The sequence below is a fragment of the Bradyrhizobium sp. BR2003 genome, from assembly GCF_009720285.1.
GTDB classification, from domain to species: domain Bacteria; phylum Pseudomonadota; class Alphaproteobacteria; order Rhizobiales; family Xanthobacteraceae; genus Bradyrhizobium; species Bradyrhizobium elkanii.
Genome location: NZ_SMYJ01000040.1, coordinates 1 through 16,889 on the forward strand (window position 1 = coordinate 1; position 16,889 = coordinate 16,889).

The window sequence follows — 16,889 nt, forward strand, 5'->3', positions numbered from 1 at the left end:
GGCATCGTCGGCGCGGCTGTGGTCCTCGGTCAGGAGATTGACGAGGAGATTGCCGGCGTCGTCGGGCAGCCCGACGTTGAAAGATATCTCGAGCGGCTTTTCCGCGAAATTGTGCACGAACAGCACAGAGTTGTTACGCCAGTCGTACCGGACGATCAGGATGGCGCGATTTCGGGTTGCGATAACCTTGAAATCTCCCCAGCCGACCTCGGGGACTTCCTTGCGCATCCGGACGATGCGCTCGGTCCAGTTCAGCATCGAATTGGGGTCGCGCCGTTGCTTGGCCGCGTTGACGTGCTCGTAGCCATACGGTCCATTGTCGATGATGGGCACACATGGGCAGTCGCTCTCGGTGAAGCCGGCGTGGGGCTCAGTGGACCATTGCATCGGCGTGCGCGCGCAACCGCGTTCGGGCAGGTCGAGATTGTCGCCCATGCCGAGCTCATCGCCGTAGCGGATCACGGGCGTGCCGGGAAGCGTGCACATCACGCTGTAGGCGAGCTCGATGCGCCGGCGGTCGCCGCCTAGCATGGGCGCAAGCCGTCGCCGGATGCCCCGGTCGTAGAGCTGCATGCTCTTGTCGGCACCGAATGCCTTGAACACCGTCTCGCGCTGCGGCTTGGAGAGGCGGCCGAGGTCGAGTTCATCATGGTTGCGCAGGAACAAGCCCCATTGTGCGGTCGCGGGCCGTGGCTTGGTTGCCGTCAGGGCCTTCGCTAGCGGCTTCGTGTCGGCGGACGCCAGCGCGTAGAACAGATGCTGATTGACGTGGAAGTTGAACATCATGTGCATGCGGTCGCCGTCACGCCCGAAATATTCCATGTCCGTCTCGGGTAATACGTTGGCTTCGGCGAGAATGATCGCGTTGCCCTGGCGCCATTGCAGGAATTCCCGAAACGATCGCAGCATGTCGTACTGCTCGACCGGCTTGCGACTGGAGGCGCCCTTGGTCGCGATCACGAACGGCACGGCGTCCATGCGGAAGCCCGAGACGCCGAGCTGAATCCAGAACCCCATGATCTTGAGGTCTCGGCCTGCACATGCGGGTTCGACGTGTTGAGGTCCGGCTGGAAATCGTAGAAGCGGTGAAAGTACCAGGCACCGGCTTGCTTGTCGCGCGTCCAGGTCGATTTCTGGACGCCGGGAAATACCATGCCGGTGTTGGCATTGGCGGGCTTCTTGTCCGACCAGACGTACCAGTCGCGGTACGGCGAGTCCTTCGAGCTGCGCGCTGATCGAAACCAGTCGTGCTGATCGGAGGTGTGATTGACGACGAGATCGATGATGACGCGGATGCCGCGCTGCTGGCAGCCATGGGTAAATTCAACGAAATCGCCCAGCGTGCCGTAGCGCGGATCGACGCCGTAATAGTTCGAGATGTCGTAGCGTCGTCCCTGTTGGGCGAAGGCTGAAACGGCATCAGCCAGATCGCGGTGATGCCGAGCCCGTGCAGATAGTCCAGTCGCCGCAGCAAGCCGCTGAAATCGCCGACGCCGTCGCCATTGGCATCCATGTAGGTGCCGACGGAGAGGCAGTAGATCACGCCATTCTTGTACCAGAGGTCGTCGATCACCAGGCAATCCTCTCCGGTCCACCCGTGGCGGCGGCCGAGAGGATAAGCGGTGAGGCGGCGACGGGTTCCTGCTCCGAGCGCTGTCCCGTCTGTTGCGGGACACACGTTTCGCGCCGACAGGTTGCTGCTTGATCTGCGCCTTCAGCGTATCAAGGCGGCTCCCTCGGGAATTTGCGGCCGAATCCGGTGCTGCCGTCGGGCCACGGAATCGGCTAGTCTTCCCTGGATGGACTCGCCCGCCCGCCAGATCGCGCTTGTGCCCGCGCCCGACCGACGCCAGTCGGAGACCGCGCTTGCGATCGCGCGCGGCACGGCGAGGCTTCTGAGATCGCTAGGATTTTCCTGCATCAGCGAACTACCGCTGCCGTCCGGCCGAAGAGCCGATCTGGTCGCGCTGAACGAGCGCGGCGAGATCTGGATCGTCGAGATCAAATCATCGGTCGAGGATCTGCGCGCCGACCAGAAATGGCAGCACTACCGGATGCATTGCGACCGGCTGTTCTTCGCCTTCACGCAGGATCTGCCGTGCGAGATCTTCCCGGTCGACGCCGGCCTGATCATCGCCGACGCCTATGGCGCGCATCTGCACTGCGAGGCGCCGGAGCATCGGCTGCCGGCGGCAACCCGCAAGGCGATGACGGTGCGTTTTGCCATGGCCGCGGCGCAGCGGATCAACCGCCTGGTCGATCCGCAGGGGCATGAGTTTTAGGACAGGTGCGGTAGTGCTCCGTCATCCCCGCGCAAAGGCGAAGCCTTTGCGCGCGGGGATGACGGTGTGAAATCAAGTAGCCCGGATGGAGCGCAGCGTAATCCGGGTGAGTCTTGCCGCGGACTGCGCTGCCCCGGATTTCGCTTGCGCTCCATCCCACGGGAGATCGAACGGAAATGGCCGGGCAATAACCCGGCCATCGCAAACCAAAATGAATCCTGCTTAACGCGGTGCGCGCTTGGCGAGGATGCGCTGCAGGGTGCGGCGGTGCATGTTGAGACGGCGCGCGGTCTCCGAGACGTTGCGGTTGCACATCTCGTAGATGCGCTGGATGTGCTCCCAGCGCACGCGGTCCGCCGACATCGGATTGGCCGGCAGCTCGGACTTCTCGGTGCCGGTCGCGAGCAGCGCGGCGACGACGTCATCGGCGTCGGCGGGCTTCGAGAGATAATCGACGGCGCCCATCTTCACCGCGGTGACGGCGGTGGCGATGTTGCCGTAGCCGGTCAGCACGATCGCGCGCGCCTCCGGGCGCTTGCGCTTCAACGCCGAAACGACGTCGAGGCCGTTGCCGTCGCCGAGGCGGAGGTCGACGACCGCGAAAGCGGGCGCGGCGCGGCCGATCTCGGCGAGACCATCAGATACCGTGTCGCATGACTTCACCGCGAAACCCCGCGTCTCCATCGCGCGCGACAGGCGTTCCAGGAACGGCTTGTCGTCCTCGACGATGAGGAGCGAGCGGTCGGCATGGTCATTCAGTTCAGTGATGGCGTTCACGATCCATTTTTCCCTGTGGCAGACCCCTATTATATGGGGTCCTACCGTGGCGCTGCCAAGGCAGCCGAAAGTCGCGTGCTCGTCTGGAACGCGTGCTCGTCTGGAAAGAGCAATGCATCCGTAATGCCAGAGGTGCGATTAAGAATCGTTCTTAGGATTCGGTTTCGTCGCCCGGCGCGGCTTCCTCGAAGCGCTCGCGCTGCCAGACGATCTGCACGACGGCGCCGTGATCGGGGAAGGTGCGATTGGTAAACGACACCTTGGCGCCGGTGCGTTCCAGCAGCGTCCTTGCGATGAAAACGCCCAGGCCGAGGCCCCCACGTGGGTTTTGGGCCTCATCCGCACCGCGGCGGCGTGACAGATACGGCTCGCCGATCCGCTTCAGCATGTCGGGCGCGATGCCCGGACCGTCGTCGGAGACGACGACCTCAACGGTCTCGGCGTTCCACCACGCGTTCACCTCGACGGTCTGATGCGCGAAATCGACCGCATTTTCGAGAATGTTTCCGACGCCATAGAGGATCGCCGGATTGCGCGCGGCGACCGGTTCAGGCGTTGCTGCGACAGCAAGCCGCACCTTGATGTTGATGCCGAAATCGCGATGCGGCGCCACCGCCTCCTCGATCAAGGTCGACAGCTTCATGGTGTCGAACGGCGCACCGCTCGACGACAATTGCGCGATCTTGCTCAGGATGTCGCGGCAGCGCTGCGCCTGCTCGCGCAGGGTCTTGAGGTCGCCGGCGATCGCCGGGTCATGCACCGTCTTCTCGAGCTCGCGCGAGATCAGGAAGATCGTCGACAGCGGCGTGCCGAGCTCATGCGCGGCGGCGGCGGCGAGGCCGTCGAGCTGGGTCAGGTGCTGTTCGCGCGTCAGCACCAGCTCGGTGGCGGCGAGCGCATCGGAGAGCTGGCGTGCTTCCTCGGTCACCTGGAATGCGTAAAGGCTGGTGACACCAATCGCGAGCAGGATCGAAAGCCAGACGCCGATCAGATAGATCGGCGGCAGCACCAAGGGATCGTCGGCGTCCCAAGGCAGCGGCAGATGGTAGAAGAACAGTGCCGAGGCACAGGCGACCGCAAGGCAGCCGAGCGCGATCGTCAACCGGATCGGCAGCACGGTGGCCGAGATCAGGACCGGCGCCAGGAACAGGAACGAGAACGGGTTCTGCAGCCCGCCGGTGAAGTACAAGAGCCCGCCGAGCTCGACGATGTTGAAGGCGAGCAGCGCGGCGGCATAGGCCGGCTCCAGCCGCTGCATCGGGTTGAAGGCGATCTGCAGCGCCAGATTGAGCAGCGCCGAGAACGTCACGATGGTGACGCAGGGGACGATCGGTACGTCGAATTCCAGTCCCTGCGCCACGATGAAGATGGCGACGAGCTGGCCGAGCGCGGCGAGCCAGCGCAACCGCAGGATCGTATCCAGGCGGACGTAGCGGCGGGGTTGGCGGAAATCGGAAGCGACGTCGGTCATTCCTGGACCTTAGCTGTGCAGTGGGCGGCGCACAAATTCGCGACCTAGCGCAACGATGCAGGGCAAGCCTTTAATTACCGCCAAGCCTTGAATTACCGCGAAGCCTTGCGCTTATTGTCGCAATGGCTCAATGACGGCCACATGCAACAGGTCGGGACAGGTCAGGCGCAAACGCCGGCGGTCGATCAGGGCGGATCGGCCGCGATCGACGTCGCGCATCTGGTCAAGGTCTACAAGACCACCCGCGCGGTCGACGATATCTCGTTCCGCATCGCGCGCGGCAGCATCACCGGCCTGCTCGGCGGCAACGGCGCCGGCAAGACCACGACGATCGCGATGATCATGGGCCTGGTGCTGCCCACCTCGGGCAGCGTCGAGGTGCTCGGTGCACGAATCCCCGAGCAGCGCTACGACGTGCTCGGCCGGATGAATTTCGAAAGCCCTTATGTCGACATGCCGATGCGGCTCACGGTGCGGCAGAATCTGACCATTTTCGGCCGCCTCTATGCCGTGCAGCATTTGTGCGAGCGGATCGACCAGCTCGCCGACGATCTCGATCTCAAGGAATTCCTCGACCGCTCCAACGGCAAGCTCTCCGCCGGGCAGAAGACCCGCGTCGCGCTGGCGAAGGCGCTGATCAACGAGCCCGATCTCTTGCTGCTCGACGAGCCGACCGCTTCGCTCGACCCGGATACCGCCGACTGGGTGCGGCAGCATCTCGAGACCTACCGCAAGACCCATAGCGCGACCATCCTGCTGGCGTCACACAACATGCTGGAGGTCGAGCGCCTCTGCGACCGCGTCATCATCATGAAGCGCGGCAAGATCGAGGACGACGACAGCCCCGAACGGATCATGGCGCGCTACAACCGCGACACGCTCGAGGAGGTGTTTCTCGACGTGGCGCGCGGTCGGGTGCGGGAGGGCGCGCCAGAGGGCACACCATGAGTGAACTCGTCAGCCAGCACCGGCACGCCATTTCACTGCAACGCATCAACGCGATGGTGCTGCGCTATTGGTATCTGCTGATGTCGTCATGGCCGCGGCTTTTGGAGCTGGTCTACTGGCCGGCCTTGCAGATCATCACCTGGGGCTTCCTGCAGAATTACATCTCGCAGGCATCCGGTTTCTTCGCCAAGGCGGGCGGGACGCTGATCGGCGCCGTGATCCTGTGGGACATCCTGTTCCGGGGGCAGCTCGGCTTCTCGATCTCGTTCCTGGAGGAGATGTGGGCGCGCAATCTCGGCAACCTGATGATGAGCCCGCTGAAGCCGATCGAATTCCTGCTCTCGCTGATGATCATGAGCCTGATCCGGCTCGCCATCGGCGTGATCCCGATGACGCTGCTGGCGCTGTTCTTTTTCGGCTTCAACTTCTACGCCATCGGGCTGCCGCTGATCGCGTTCTTCTGCAATCTGATCTTCACGAGCTGGTCGGTCGGCGTGTTCGCCTCGGGCCTCGTCCTGCGCAACGGGTTAGGGGCGGAAAGCATCGTCTGGACGCTGATGTTCGCGGTGATGCCGCTCGCCTGCATCTACTATCCGGTCGAGGTGCTGCCGGGCTGGCTGCAAGCTGTCGCCTGGACGCTGCCGCCGACTTACGTGTTCGAAGGCATGCGCTCGCTGTTGATCGATCACGTGTTCCGCGCCGACCTGATGGCGTGGGCGCTGGCCATCAACGCCATCCTGTTCGCTGCCTCTTTTGCGGTCTTCCTTGCCCTTTTGCAGAGCGCCAAACGCAACGGGTCATTGCTCAGCAGCGGTGAATAAATGTCACTTTCTCGTGGATTTCCGGTGTTTTAGCCCGATAACGCCCCAACATTCGGCTCGCGGCGCATTGACGCATTGTTGCGCATTGGTCAGTATGCTGCGGCGCAAACAGGGGTCTGAGAATACTATGCCCATCGGTGAATTTGGCGGTGCACCGCCACTAGCGGCGGAAGGCAGCCCGGCACTCACGACGCCGTTGTACTGGATGTACGAGATGGCGCATGCGTCGCTCAACCCGGCACGTGCGGTGACCGACGCCACCAAGATCCTGTTTCAGAACCCGCTCAATCCGTGGACCCACACCGAGTTCGGCAAGTCGATCGCCGCCGGCTGTGAGCTGTTCGAGCGGACCACACGCCGCTACGGCAAGCCCGATTGGAACCTGCCGACGACCGAGGTCAACGGCATCCGCACGGCGGTCGAGGTTCGCACAATCTGGGAAAAGCCGTTCTGCCGCTTGCTGCACTTCGACCGCAAGCTGACTCGCCCGTTGCGCGCGCCGCAGCCGCGCGTGCTGATCGTGGCGCCGATGTCGGGCCACTATGCGACGCTGCTGCGCGGCACGGTCGAGGCATTCCTGCCGACGCACGAAGTTTACATCACCGACTGGGCCGATGCACGCATGGTGCCGCTTGCGGAGGGCCGGTTCGACCTCGACGACTATGTCGACTACGTGATCGAGATGCTGCACGCGCTCGGCGGCAACATGCATGTCGTCGCGGTGTGCCAGCCTTCGGTGCCTGTCGTGGCAGCTGTTTCGGTGATGGAAGCCAATAACGATCCGTTCGTGCCGCTGTCGATGACGCTGATGGGCGGCCCGATCGACACCAGGCGCAATCCGACCGCGGTCAACGACCTTGCCGCAGAACGCGGCATCGATTGGTTCCGCAACAATGTCATCACCAAGGTGCCGTTCCCGCATCCGGGCGTGATGCGTGACGTCTATCCGGGCTTCCTGCAGCTTAACGGCTTCATCAGCATGAATCTCGACCGGCACATGGACGCGCACAAGGCGCTGTTCGCCAATCTGGTCAAGGGAGACGGCGATCTCGTCGACAAGCACCGCGAATTCTATGACGAATATCTCGCGGTGATGGACCTCACCGCCGAATATTACCTGCAGACCGTCGACCTCGTCTTCGTCAAACACGCGCTGCCGAAGGGCGAGATGACCCACCGCGGCAAGCCGGTCGATCCGTCGAAGATCCGCCGCGTCGCACTGATGACGGTCGAAGGCGAGAAGGACGACATCTCCGGCCTCGGTCAAACCGAGGCGACGCACGCGCTTTGTACCGCGATTCCGAACCATCGCCGCGTGCATTACGTGCAGAAGGGCGTCGGGCACTACGGCGTGTTCAACGGCTCGCGTTTCCGCTCCGAAATCGTGCCGCGAATCTCCGATTTCATGGTTTCGGCGGCCAATACGCGGCTTTCCCTGGTCGCTGCCGCCGAATAGGTGTCGCCCCGGTCGCGATTTTCGCGGTCGCGCAAGCTGCTGATTTAACTAAAAGAATCTCAAATCGGGCAAAGCTCAAGGGATGAATATGTTTTCATCCTTTGAGCCTTGTTCGCGACTCCGATTCATTGGAAAAATTCCGGTTCCAGCCCCTGCCGGTAGAGGTCAATTAACGGCTAGCCCCTGTATATTGGGCAAATGATTTGTTTTTGCGCCGAGCGCTTTCCCTGGCGGCGGATATGGCAAAGTTCGGGCGAACTCCTGCTCCCCGGACTCTCAGAAATGGCTACTCGCGCGCTCCTCTATCGGCGGCCTGCCGAACCCGCGACCGTATTGGTCAGACACGGCTCCCAGTTCTTCACCGTCAGGTTGCGCCGGCACAGGCGCGCGCGCCGCTACACGCTCAGGATACATCCGACCGATCGCGAAGCGATCCTGACGATGCCGCCGCGGGGGACGATTCCCGAAGCCAAGGAGTTTGCCAATCTCCATGGCGGCTGGATCGCCGCCCGTCTCGGCCGTCTGCCGAAGGCGGCACCGTTCCAGCCCGGCACCGTGGTGCCGTTGCGCGGTGTGCCGCATCGGCTGGTGCACCGCTCGGGCGAGCGCGGCACGGTGTGGACCGAGACGCGCGACAGCGGCGAGAAGATCATTTGCGTCGCCGGCGGCGTCGAGCACATGGATCGCCGCGTGCACGACTTCCTCAAGCGCGAGGCGCGCAAGGACCTGCAGAAGGCGGCACAGCTTCACGCCGCGGAACTCGGCGTGCGAGTACGCCGGATTTCGATCCGCGATCAGTCCAGCCGCTGGGGCTCGTGCACCTCGGCGGGTTCGCTGTCGTTCTCGTGGCGGCTGATCCTGGCGCCGCCCTTCGTGCTCGATTACCTCGCCGCGCATGAGGTCGCCCATCTCGTCGAGATGAACCACTCGGCGCGGTTCTGGCGGGTGGTCGACAAGGTCTGCGCGTCGGTGACGCGCGCCAAGAACTGGCTCGATACCTACGGCAACGACCTGCACCGCTACGGGATTCAGGAGTAGGCAGCGCCTCTCTCCTCCACCTCCGCTGTCATCACCCGCGAAAGCGGGCGATCCAGTATTCCAGAGGCGCTCGTGTTCAACCGACGGACCCCGGCGTACTGGATCCACCGCATTCGAGGGGGAGGAGGACGGTTGGAATTGCGGTGCGACCTTCGGTCTAACGCCTATCGAAACAACCGATCCGCTAGCCAGCCGTCCAGTCCAGCTGCCGCCTCCGGCCGCGCGTTCGGGTTGGGCGGCGGCGCCGAGGCGCGCGCCGGCGTCGGCGGAGGCGGGCGATAATAGCCGCCACCGGATGGGACCGGCGGCTGCGGTGCCTGCATCGGCGGCTGAATCTGCATCGGTCCCGCCGGCGCTGACGGCGCGGTGACCTGCGAGGAGATCTGCATCAGGTTCGCCGGTCCCCAACTGCCCTGCGAGTTCGGGATCGCGGCGACCGGCACGCCCTGATGCGCCGCCTTCATGAAGCGGGTCCATACTTCGACCGGCAAGCCGCCGCCGGTCGCCTTCTTGGTCGGTGAATTGTCGTCATTGCCGAGCCAGACGCCGGTGACGAGCTTGGCGGTGTAGCCGATGAACCAGGCGTCGCGATAATCCTGGCTCGTGCCGGTCTTGCCGGCGGCGGTCCAGCCCGGGATTTCCGCCTTGCGCGCGGTGCCGGAGATCAGCGTCTCGCGCATCATGCTGTTCATCATCGAATCGTAGCGCGGCTCGATCACCTGGTTGGGCGGATCGGTCGGACGGTCATAGAGCAGCTTGCCCGAGCTGGTCTTGATCTTGGTCACCACATGCGGCGAGATGGCGTAGCCGCCATTGGCGAACGGCGCATAGGCGCCGACCAGTTCGATCACGGAGACCTCCGAGGTGCCGAGCGCGATCGAGACGTTGGGCTCAAGCTTGGAGGAGATGCCGAGCCGGTGCGCGGTACGCACCACATTCTTGGCGCCGACCTCGACGCCGAGCCGCACCGCAACCGTGTTCAGCGACATCGCCAGCGCCTGGGTCAATGTCACCGAGCCGAAATATTCGTGGGTGTAGTTCTCCGGCTTCCAGCCCTTGATGTCGAGCGGCGCATCGGTGCGGATGGTGTCCGGCGTCAGCCCTGCTTCGACCGCGGTGAGATAGACGAACGGCTTGAACGCCGAGCCTGGCTGCCGCTTCGCGGTGACCGCGCGATTGTACTGGCTCTCCGAGTAGTTCCGGCCGCCGACCATGGCGCGCACCGCACCGTCCGGCGTCATCGCCACCAGCGCGCCCTGGCTGACATTGAACTTCACGCTCTTGGCGGCGAGCTCGTCGATGATGGCGGCCTCGGCAACGTTTTGCAGCTTGGGATCGATCGTGGTCTGCACCACGATGTCCTGGTCGATCTGGCCGACCAGATCGTCGAGCACCTCGCCGATCCAGTCGGCGACATAGTTCACGGTACCGGCGCCGGCCGGCTTCACGGCGATCGAGGGCTGGCCGATCGAGGCCTTGGCCTGTGCCTCGGTGATGAACTTGGCGTCGGCCATCGCCGCGAGCACGACCTGCGCGCGCTGCTCCGCGCCTTCCGGGTTGCGGTTTGGCGCCAGCCGCGACGGCGATTTGACGAGGCCAGCCAGCATCGCGGCTTCCGGCAGCGTGACGTTCTTCGCCGACTTGCCGAAATAGCGCTGGGCTGCGGCCTCGACGCCATAGGCGCCGGAACCGAAATAAACCCGGTTGAGATAAAGCTCGAGGATCTCGTTCTTGGAATGCTTGCGCTCCAGCCAGAGCGCGAGCTCGGCCTCCTGCAGCTTGCGCTGCATGGTGCGCTCCTGGGTCAGGAACAGGTTCTTGGCGAGCTGCTGGGTCAGCGTCGAGCCACCCTGCGAGACGCCGCGATGCAGGAGGTTGGTCACCGCCGCGCGCAGGATGCCGACCGGGTCGACGCCGTAATGCGAATAGAAGCGGCGGTCTTCGATGGCGATGAAGGCCTTCGGCAGATAGGGCGGCAGATCCTTCAACGCGATGTTGGCGCCGGCCATTTCGCCGCGCTGCGCCAGCACGCTGCCGTCGATGCCGACGATCTGGATCGTCGGCGGACGCTTGGGAATCTCCAGCGACTGGATCGGCGGCAGATGCGCGCCGACCCACACCACGACACCGATCACGGCGATGCCGGCCCACAGGCCGAGCACCGCGGTCCAATAGAACAGCCGGCCGATGCCGAAGCCCCGCGACTTGCTGCGCCGCTTGCTGCCGCTGCGCGACGGGCGCGGTTTCTCGCTACCGGAATCGCCGCTCTTGTCGCTGCTCTTGGCTTTGGATTTAGCGGGCTTGTCGTCGTCACCGCCGGGAACGCGATCGGAGGGCGACAGCCGGAGGTCGGCAAGCGCGGCCGGAAGCCCGAACAGCGGCTCCTTGCGCGCCCCGCCTTTTTTACGTCCCCACGCCATCCGCTACGCTCACACCCAGACAGGGACGCACGCTAGCGTTCCCGGTTTAAGGGGCGGTTACGCAAAGCTTAACGGGGGATTAGGAGGTGAGGCAGCGCGTGCTACATAAGGAGCATGATCAGGAAAAGTGGGCACCGGTTTTCCCTCGCGACAAACGCGAAGCGTTTGCGCGGAGATCATGCTCAAACAGGATGGAAGAGCGCGATCGAGCGATCGCGCTAGGGAACAGGAAAGCGAAGGAGCACCGCATGAGCCATATCGATCCGACCAAGGACGTTTTCGCGCAATTCCGGGACAACAACCGGCCGGGCCCGATCCACATGCTCAACCTGGTGCGCTTGCGCGAATGGGCCGCCTATCCCGACGGCCGCAAGGCGACCGGTGCGGAGGCTTATGCGGCCTACGGCCGCGAGAGCGGGCCGGTGTTCGAACGGCTCGGCGGCCGCATCGTCTGGCAAGGCCGCTTCGAGCTGATGCTGATCGGCCCGCAAGAAGAGCGCTGGGATCACTGCTTCATCGCGGAATATCCTGATGTCGCCGCCTTCGTCGAGATGATCCGCGATCCCGTCTATCGCGAGGCGGTGAAACACCGCCAGGCCGCGGTGGATGATTCGCGCCTGATCCGCCATGCCGTGCTGCCGGTCGGCAAGAATTTCGGCGAGATACCGGAGTAGGCATCCAAGCAACGAGCGTTCACTATGACCGTCATCCTCAGGAGCGCCAACGGGTCCGCGCGAAGCGCGGCCCGATGACAGGCTCCACGCGTCTCGAAGGGTGCACGGCCACAGTCGGGCCATCGACCCTTCGAGACGGCCGCTGCGCGGCCACCTCCAGCGACAAAGGCGAAGCCCTTGCGCGGGGGTGACGGTGAGGGAATCGATGTTCGCACTCCCAAAAACAAATCGGCGGCCCGGAGGCCGCCGATCGCATTCGAACCTGCGCGACTAGCCGGCCGGGCCGGCGTCCTCGAGGATCGGGCCGAACAGCTCCCAGCGCTCGCCGTTGAAGCGCATCATCTGCAGCTGCTTGTTGACGCGATAGTCGTTCGGCGCGGTGTTGCCCTTGATGCCGGGCAGCGCCATGTCGAGCTCGACATTCTTCAGGTTGGTCGCCTGCTTCAGCACGTTGTCGCGGGTCAGGTCGTCGCCGCACTGCTTCAGCACATGCACCATCAGCTGGGCGGTCGAGTAGCCATAGGTGTTGAAGTTCGAGTTCTTGTCGCCGTCGGGATAGTACTTGGCCATGAAGTCGAAATAGCGCTTCATGCCCGGATCGTCCTTCCACTGCGGATCGGCCGGATCCTTGCCGTAATTGGTGCTGATCAGGCCCTTGGAGGCTTCCAGGCCCGCCGGCTGCAGCACGGCGCCGACCGAAGTCGCGTTGATGTCGACGATGTGGATCGGGTGCCAGCCGAGCTCGGCGATCTTCTTGATCGCCTGCGCCGCCTGTTTCGGCGTCGAGGCCGAGAAGAACAGGTCGGCGCCGGCATCCTTGATCTTGATCACCTGGGAATCGATGGTCGGGTCGGAGACCTCATAGGAGGCTTCGGCCACGATCATCTTGGCGGCCTTGTCGCCGAGGCCGGCCTTGATGCCGTTCAGATAATCCTTGCCGAGGTCGTCGTTCTGATAGAGCACGCCGATCTTCGCGTTGGGATGCTCCTTCAGGATGTACTGGCCGTAGATGCGGCCTTCGACGAAGTAGTTCGGGTTGAAGCCGAGCGTCCAGGGGAAGTTCTTCGGGTCGGTGAACTTCGAGGCGCCGGTGGCGGCAAACAGCTGCGGCACCTTCTTGGCGTTGAGATATTTCTGCACGGCGGCGTTCGACGGTGTGCCGACGATCTGGAAGGTCAAGAGCACCTCGTCGCTCTCGACGAGCTTGCGCACCTGCTCGACGGCCTTGGGCGGCGAATAGGCGTCGTCATACTGGATCAGGTTGATCTTGCGGCCGTTGATGCCGCCCTGATCGTTGATCATCTTGAAATAGGCCGCCTGGGTCTTGCCGATCGAGGCATAGGCGGAGGCCGGTCCGGAGAATGGGACGGTTTGGCCGATCTTGATCTCGGTGTCGCTCGCGCCGGGATCGTACTTCTTCTGCGCAAAGGCCGAACTTGCTGACAGCGCGATCGCGAGCGCCGTTCCCGTGACCAGGTGGAAAATCCCGTTCCTCATGATGCTGTTTCCCTCACGTGACTGATGGTTGGCCGATGATCTTGTCCGCGGGTTCAAGGTCCCGCGGTCGCCATCGCTGGGCCGGGATACTGGAGGAACCGTTATTGCAACGCAAGACGAGCGCTGCCGAAAAGGTGAGCGATTTCAGTCAACCAAAGTAGGGGGCGGTGCGAAATATGGGTGGAGCGGCTCGAAGGTTGGGGCCCGCTTTACCTCGCCCCCGCCTGCGGGGAGAGGTCGCATCGCATCGAAGATGCGACGCGGGTGAGGGGGAGTCGCCGCGGGCGCAGCTACTGCAACGGTGCGCGGAAGCTGCCCCCCTCACCCCAACCCTCTCCCCGTAAGAACGGGGAGAGGAAGTGGAGTCTCGTCGCGGCGATCCCTAGCCCGCCGGTCCGGTGTCCTCGATGATCGGGCCGAACAGCTCCCAGCGCTCGCCGTTGAACTTCATCATCTGCATCTGCTTGTTGATGCGGTAGTCGTTCGGGCCCGTCGTGATCGACATGCCCGGCAGCGCAAGGCTCGGCACGAACTTCTTCAGGCTGGTCACCTGCTTCATCAGGTTCTCGCGGGTGAGGTCGTCGCCGCACTGCTTGAGCACCTGGATCAGCAGCTCGGCCGTCGAGTAGCCGTAGGTGTTGACGGTGTTGAGCTTGTCGCCTTCCGGATAATACTTGTCCATGAACGCGAAATAGGCCTTCACGCCGGGATCGTCCTTCCATTGCGGGTCGGCGGGATCCTTGCCGTAATTGGTCGAGATGATGCCCTTGGAGATGTCGAGACCGGCCGGCTTCAGCGTCGCCGACACCGGGCTCGCGTTGATGTCGAGGATGTGCACCGGGTTCCAGTTGAGATCGGCGATCTTGCGGATCGCCTGCGCGGCGAATTTCGGTGTCGAGGCGTCATAGACCAAATCGACCCCGGCGGCCTTCAGCTTCACGATCTGGGAATCGACCGTCGGGTCGGTCAGCTCGTAGGACACCTCGGTGACGATCATGCTCGCGGCCTTGTCGCCGAGCCCGCTCTTCAGGCCGGTGATGTAATCGCGGCCGAGATCGTCGTTCTGGTAGAAGATGCCGATCTTGGCGTTCGGGTGATTGGCCAGGATGTATTTGGCGTAGATACGCCCTTCGGACTGGTAGTTCGGGTTGAACGCGATCGTCCACGGCGCATTCTGCGGATCGGAGAAGCGCGAGGCGCCGGTGGAGGCGAGCAGCTGCGGCACCTTCCTGGCATTCAGGTATTTCTGCACGGCGGCATTCGACGGCGTGCCGATGATCTGGAACGTGAACAGCACCTCGTCGCTCTCGACGAGCTTGCGCACCTGCTCGACCGCCTTCGGCGGCGAATAGGCGTCGTCATACTGGATCAGGTTGAGCTTGCGGCCGTTGATGCCGCCCTGCTCGTTGATCATCTTGATATAGGCGGCCTGGGTCTTGCCGATGCCGGCATAGGCGGATGCCGGGCCCGAGAACGGCACGGTCTGGCCGATCTTGATCTCGGTGTCGGTCGCGCCGACGTCGTATTTCTTCTGCGCGGTGGCCGATGTAACCGTCAACGCGATCGCAAGCGCCGTCGCAGCGAGCAATTGCACGCTTCTCATGTCCGTGACCTCCCATGTTGCCGGTGATCTTGTCCGCAAGCGACGGCCGGCGGATGTCACCGTTGTCAGGGATGATGGAGGAACGTCTGGGGCATTGCAAGGACGCCGCCGGTACGCGGTGTCGCGGAATTCGGGTGGACGTCGGCGGTCGCGAGATGAAACTATTGCCGAGCGACACCGATTTCCCGAGATGACGATGGCCGACCGCAAGACTGCACAGAGTTTCAACCTGGATCGCCTCAAGACCCCGATCGGCACCGCGCTGCTGGTGACCGATGATGACGGCGTGCTGCGAGCGCTCGACTGGGACGACTATGAAGGGCGCATGCTCGACCTGCTGCGGCTGCATTATGGCGCCGTGACGCTGCGGCACGGCCGCGCGCCGGTTGCGATGCGCAAGGCGCTCGGCGATTACTTCAAGGGCGATCTCGACCGGCTCACCGATATCGAATGGCGCGTCGCCGGCACGCCGTTCCAGCAGAAGGTCTGGCACGCGCTGCCGAAGATTGCGCCGGGCACCACCATGAGCTACGGCGCGCTGGCGGCGAAACTGAACGCACCGAACGCGATGCGCGCGGTCGGCCATGCCAACGGCTCCAACCCGATCAGCGTCGTCGTGCCGTGCCACCGCCTGATCGGCGCCAACGGCTCGCTGGTCAAATATGGCGGCGGGCTGGAGCGCAAGCGCTGGCTGCTGCGTCACGAGGGCGTGGAGGTGTAGCGGCCCACTTCAGCCGCCGGTGCGGTAATCAATCGAGATCTTCGCGAGGCATGTTGCGCAGATCGCGCACGATATAGAGGAAGACAACGAACGAGGGCACCCACGCGAGTATCGCTCCTGCCAGCATCGCATCGACCGTCGTCATGAAGACTCCCTCAAGCGCTGTTGGCACTCGCCGTCAGATCGGCTTTTCGATGAGGGGCCGGTTCTGGGGAAGGGATACAGCCACTTCCAATAGGCCTTGTTGCGCTCCAGCTGCCGTTTGTGGACGTCGCGGCACTTCGTCGAGCAAAACTGCTCAAAATACCAGCTATGCCGGATCAGCCCGAAAGGCCGCTTGCATCCTGGGTTTCCGCAGCGGGCTGTCATGACACGGCCTCCACATTGGAACGCGTGAGCCAGCGGATGAAGTCCTCCTGGCCTTTGTAGAGGCACAGGCGTCCGCAATAGCGTTCACCCGCCGGATTTCGCAAACAGATGATCTTGGGTTCTTCGCTGTCACACCGGGCGCAGCGCGGTTCCGCACGCATGGCGACCTCCCTCCGAGGAATTGCCATCTGCCAATCAAAATGTCTGGTGCTGTCCTTGCCGTCGATCCTCCCGAAGGACGACGATGCCAAATCTCGCGCCGCCGCCGTCGATGCGCAACTTGTCCAGATGTTTTGCGGCATCATCCTTGCGTATAGCCGGCCCGGTGATGGCGGACTGTAACTCACGCGCCCGGCACCGTGCTGTGCTGCGCGAGGGCGGCATCGAGGCATTTGATCAGGACGTCCCCGTCGCAGGGCTTGCTCAGAAAGCAGATCGCTCCAGCCTTCAGCGCCCGGATGCGATCGCTTTCGACGGAGAACGCCGTGACGAAAATGAACGGAAAGCGGCGTCCGCTGGCAATCAGATGGCTCTGCAGGTCAAGCCCGCTCATGGCCGGCATCCTGACATCCGCGATCACACAGGATGTGTCATTCAGGCGGGGCGAGTGCAAGAATTCCTCGGCCGACGCGTAGGTCTCGACCGCGTAGCCCAGCGACCTGACGAGATTGTCGGTCGCGGTGCGAACCGACATGTCATCGTCGATGATTGATATCACTGGCGGATTTGGCAAGGAGGTTTTCCCGGCCCGGAGGGGCCCCTGGTGGTGCGATCTTGTACCGACCACAGTGCGTCGCCAATCGGGGCCGGAG

General features: G+C 63.6%; 15 protein-coding genes and 1 pseudogene. 8 read left to right on the top strand and 8 right to left on the bottom strand.

Translation table 11 applies throughout. The features are described 5' to 3' along the window. A pseudogene (locus tag E2I15_RS39740) lies at window positions 1-1,573 on the bottom strand (alpha-amylase family protein); the annotation flags it as partial. A gap of 226 nt (window positions 1,574-1,799) precedes the next feature. On the opposite strand from E2I15_RS39740, the gene E2I15_RS32755 reads away from it, so the two are divergent. Continuing rightward, window positions 1,800-2,282, top strand: a complete 483-nt coding sequence (locus tag E2I15_RS32755) for an MmcB family DNA repair protein (protein ID WP_137482889.1) — start codon at window positions 1,800-1,802, stop codon at window positions 2,280-2,282. A 222-nt stretch (window positions 2,283-2,504) separates the two neighbouring features. On the opposite strand, the gene E2I15_RS32760 is transcribed toward E2I15_RS32755, so the two are convergent. Both E2I15_RS32760 and E2I15_RS32765 read right to left on the bottom strand, forming a co-directional pair. After that, the gene (locus E2I15_RS32760) at window positions 2,505-3,059 is read right to left on the bottom strand and encodes an ActR/PrrA/RegA family redox response regulator transcription factor (protein WP_016845514.1); all 555 of its coding nucleotides are present in this window, start codon (window positions 3,057-3,059) and stop codon (window positions 2,505-2,507) included. A gap of 151 nt (window positions 3,060-3,210) precedes the next feature. Beyond that, the gene (locus tag E2I15_RS32765; protein ID WP_137482888.1) at window positions 3,211-4,530 is read right to left on the bottom strand and encodes an ActS/PrrB/RegB family redox-sensitive histidine kinase; all 1,320 of its coding nucleotides are present in this window, start codon (window positions 4,528-4,530) and stop codon (window positions 3,211-3,213) included. A 141-nt stretch (window positions 4,531-4,671) separates the two neighbouring features. Between E2I15_RS32765 and E2I15_RS32770 the strand changes: the two genes are divergently transcribed. From E2I15_RS32770 to E2I15_RS32785, 4 genes are all read left to right on the top strand, one after another. Further along, entirely contained in the window at window positions 4,672-5,478 is an 807-nt protein-coding gene (locus E2I15_RS32770; RefSeq protein ID WP_137482887.1) for an ABC transporter ATP-binding protein, read from the top strand. After that, window positions 5,475-6,299 carry an ABC transporter permease gene (locus E2I15_RS32775; protein ID WP_137482886.1) on the top strand — a complete coding sequence of 275 codons (825 nt, stop codon included), beginning with the start codon at window positions 5,475-5,477 and terminating at the stop codon, window positions 6,297-6,299. The genes E2I15_RS32770 and E2I15_RS32775 overlap by 4 nt, the downstream gene beginning before the upstream one ends. Before the next feature lie 127 nt (window positions 6,300-6,426). Then, the gene (locus E2I15_RS32780) at window positions 6,427-7,755 is read left to right on the top strand and encodes a polyhydroxyalkanoate depolymerase (protein WP_137482885.1); all 1,329 of its coding nucleotides are present in this window, start codon (window positions 6,427-6,429) and stop codon (window positions 7,753-7,755) included. Between the two features lie 198 nt (window positions 7,756-7,953). Then, the gene (locus E2I15_RS32785; RefSeq protein WP_137482884.1) at window positions 7,954-8,793 is read left to right on the top strand and encodes a M48 family metallopeptidase; all 840 of its coding nucleotides are present in this window, start codon (window positions 7,954-7,956) and stop codon (window positions 8,791-8,793) included. A 164-nt stretch (window positions 8,794-8,957) separates the two neighbouring features. Here E2I15_RS32785 and E2I15_RS32790 read toward each other — a convergent pair whose 3' ends face one another. After that, window positions 8,958-11,213 (bottom strand): transglycosylase domain-containing protein, encoded by a 2,256-nt coding sequence (locus E2I15_RS32790; RefSeq protein ID WP_137482883.1) that lies wholly within the window; start codon window positions 11,211-11,213, stop codon window positions 8,958-8,960. Between the two features lie 248 nt (window positions 11,214-11,461). Between E2I15_RS32790 and E2I15_RS32795 the strand changes: the two genes are divergently transcribed. Beyond that, window positions 11,462-11,887, top strand: a complete 426-nt coding sequence (locus E2I15_RS32795; protein ID WP_137482882.1) for a DUF1330 domain-containing protein — start codon at window positions 11,462-11,464, stop codon at window positions 11,885-11,887. Between the two features lie 270 nt (window positions 11,888-12,157). On the opposite strand, the gene E2I15_RS32800 is transcribed toward E2I15_RS32795, so the two are convergent. Then, entirely contained in the window at window positions 12,158-13,384 is a 1,227-nt protein-coding gene (locus E2I15_RS32800; protein WP_137482881.1) for an ABC transporter substrate-binding protein, read from the bottom strand. Window positions 13,385-13,766: 382 nt separating this feature from the next. Then, a complete protein-coding gene (locus E2I15_RS32805) occupies window positions 13,767-14,987 on the bottom strand; it encodes an ABC transporter substrate-binding protein (RefSeq protein WP_137482880.1) in 1,221 nt (406 codons plus the stop codon). A 196-nt stretch (window positions 14,988-15,183) separates the two neighbouring features. On the opposite strand from E2I15_RS32805, the gene E2I15_RS32810 reads away from it, so the two are divergent. Next, window positions 15,184-15,708 (top strand): methylated-DNA--[protein]-cysteine S-methyltransferase, encoded by a 525-nt coding sequence (locus E2I15_RS32810; RefSeq protein ID WP_137482879.1) that lies wholly within the window; start codon window positions 15,184-15,186, stop codon window positions 15,706-15,708. Between the two features lie 365 nt (window positions 15,709-16,073). Here the strand turns inward: E2I15_RS32810 and E2I15_RS32815 are convergent, their stop codons facing one another. Then, window positions 16,074-16,238 (bottom strand): hypothetical protein, encoded by a 165-nt coding sequence (locus tag E2I15_RS32815; RefSeq protein ID WP_155262696.1) that lies wholly within the window; start codon window positions 16,236-16,238, stop codon window positions 16,074-16,076. Here E2I15_RS32815 and E2I15_RS32820 point away from each other — a divergent pair. Then, window positions 16,237-16,419, top strand: coding sequence for a hypothetical protein (locus E2I15_RS32820; protein ID WP_137482878.1), 183 nt, complete (start codon window positions 16,237-16,239; stop codon window positions 16,417-16,419). The two genes, E2I15_RS32815 and E2I15_RS32820, sit on opposite strands and share 2 nt — an antisense overlap. A 1-nt stretch (window position 16,420) precedes the next feature. Here E2I15_RS32820 and E2I15_RS32825 read toward each other — a convergent pair whose 3' ends face one another. Continuing rightward, complete coding sequence (locus E2I15_RS32825; protein ID WP_502707214.1) at window positions 16,421-16,864, bottom strand: response regulator transcription factor; 444 nt, start codon at window positions 16,862-16,864, stop codon at window positions 16,421-16,423. Between the last annotated feature and the right edge of the window lie 25 nt (window positions 16,865-16,889).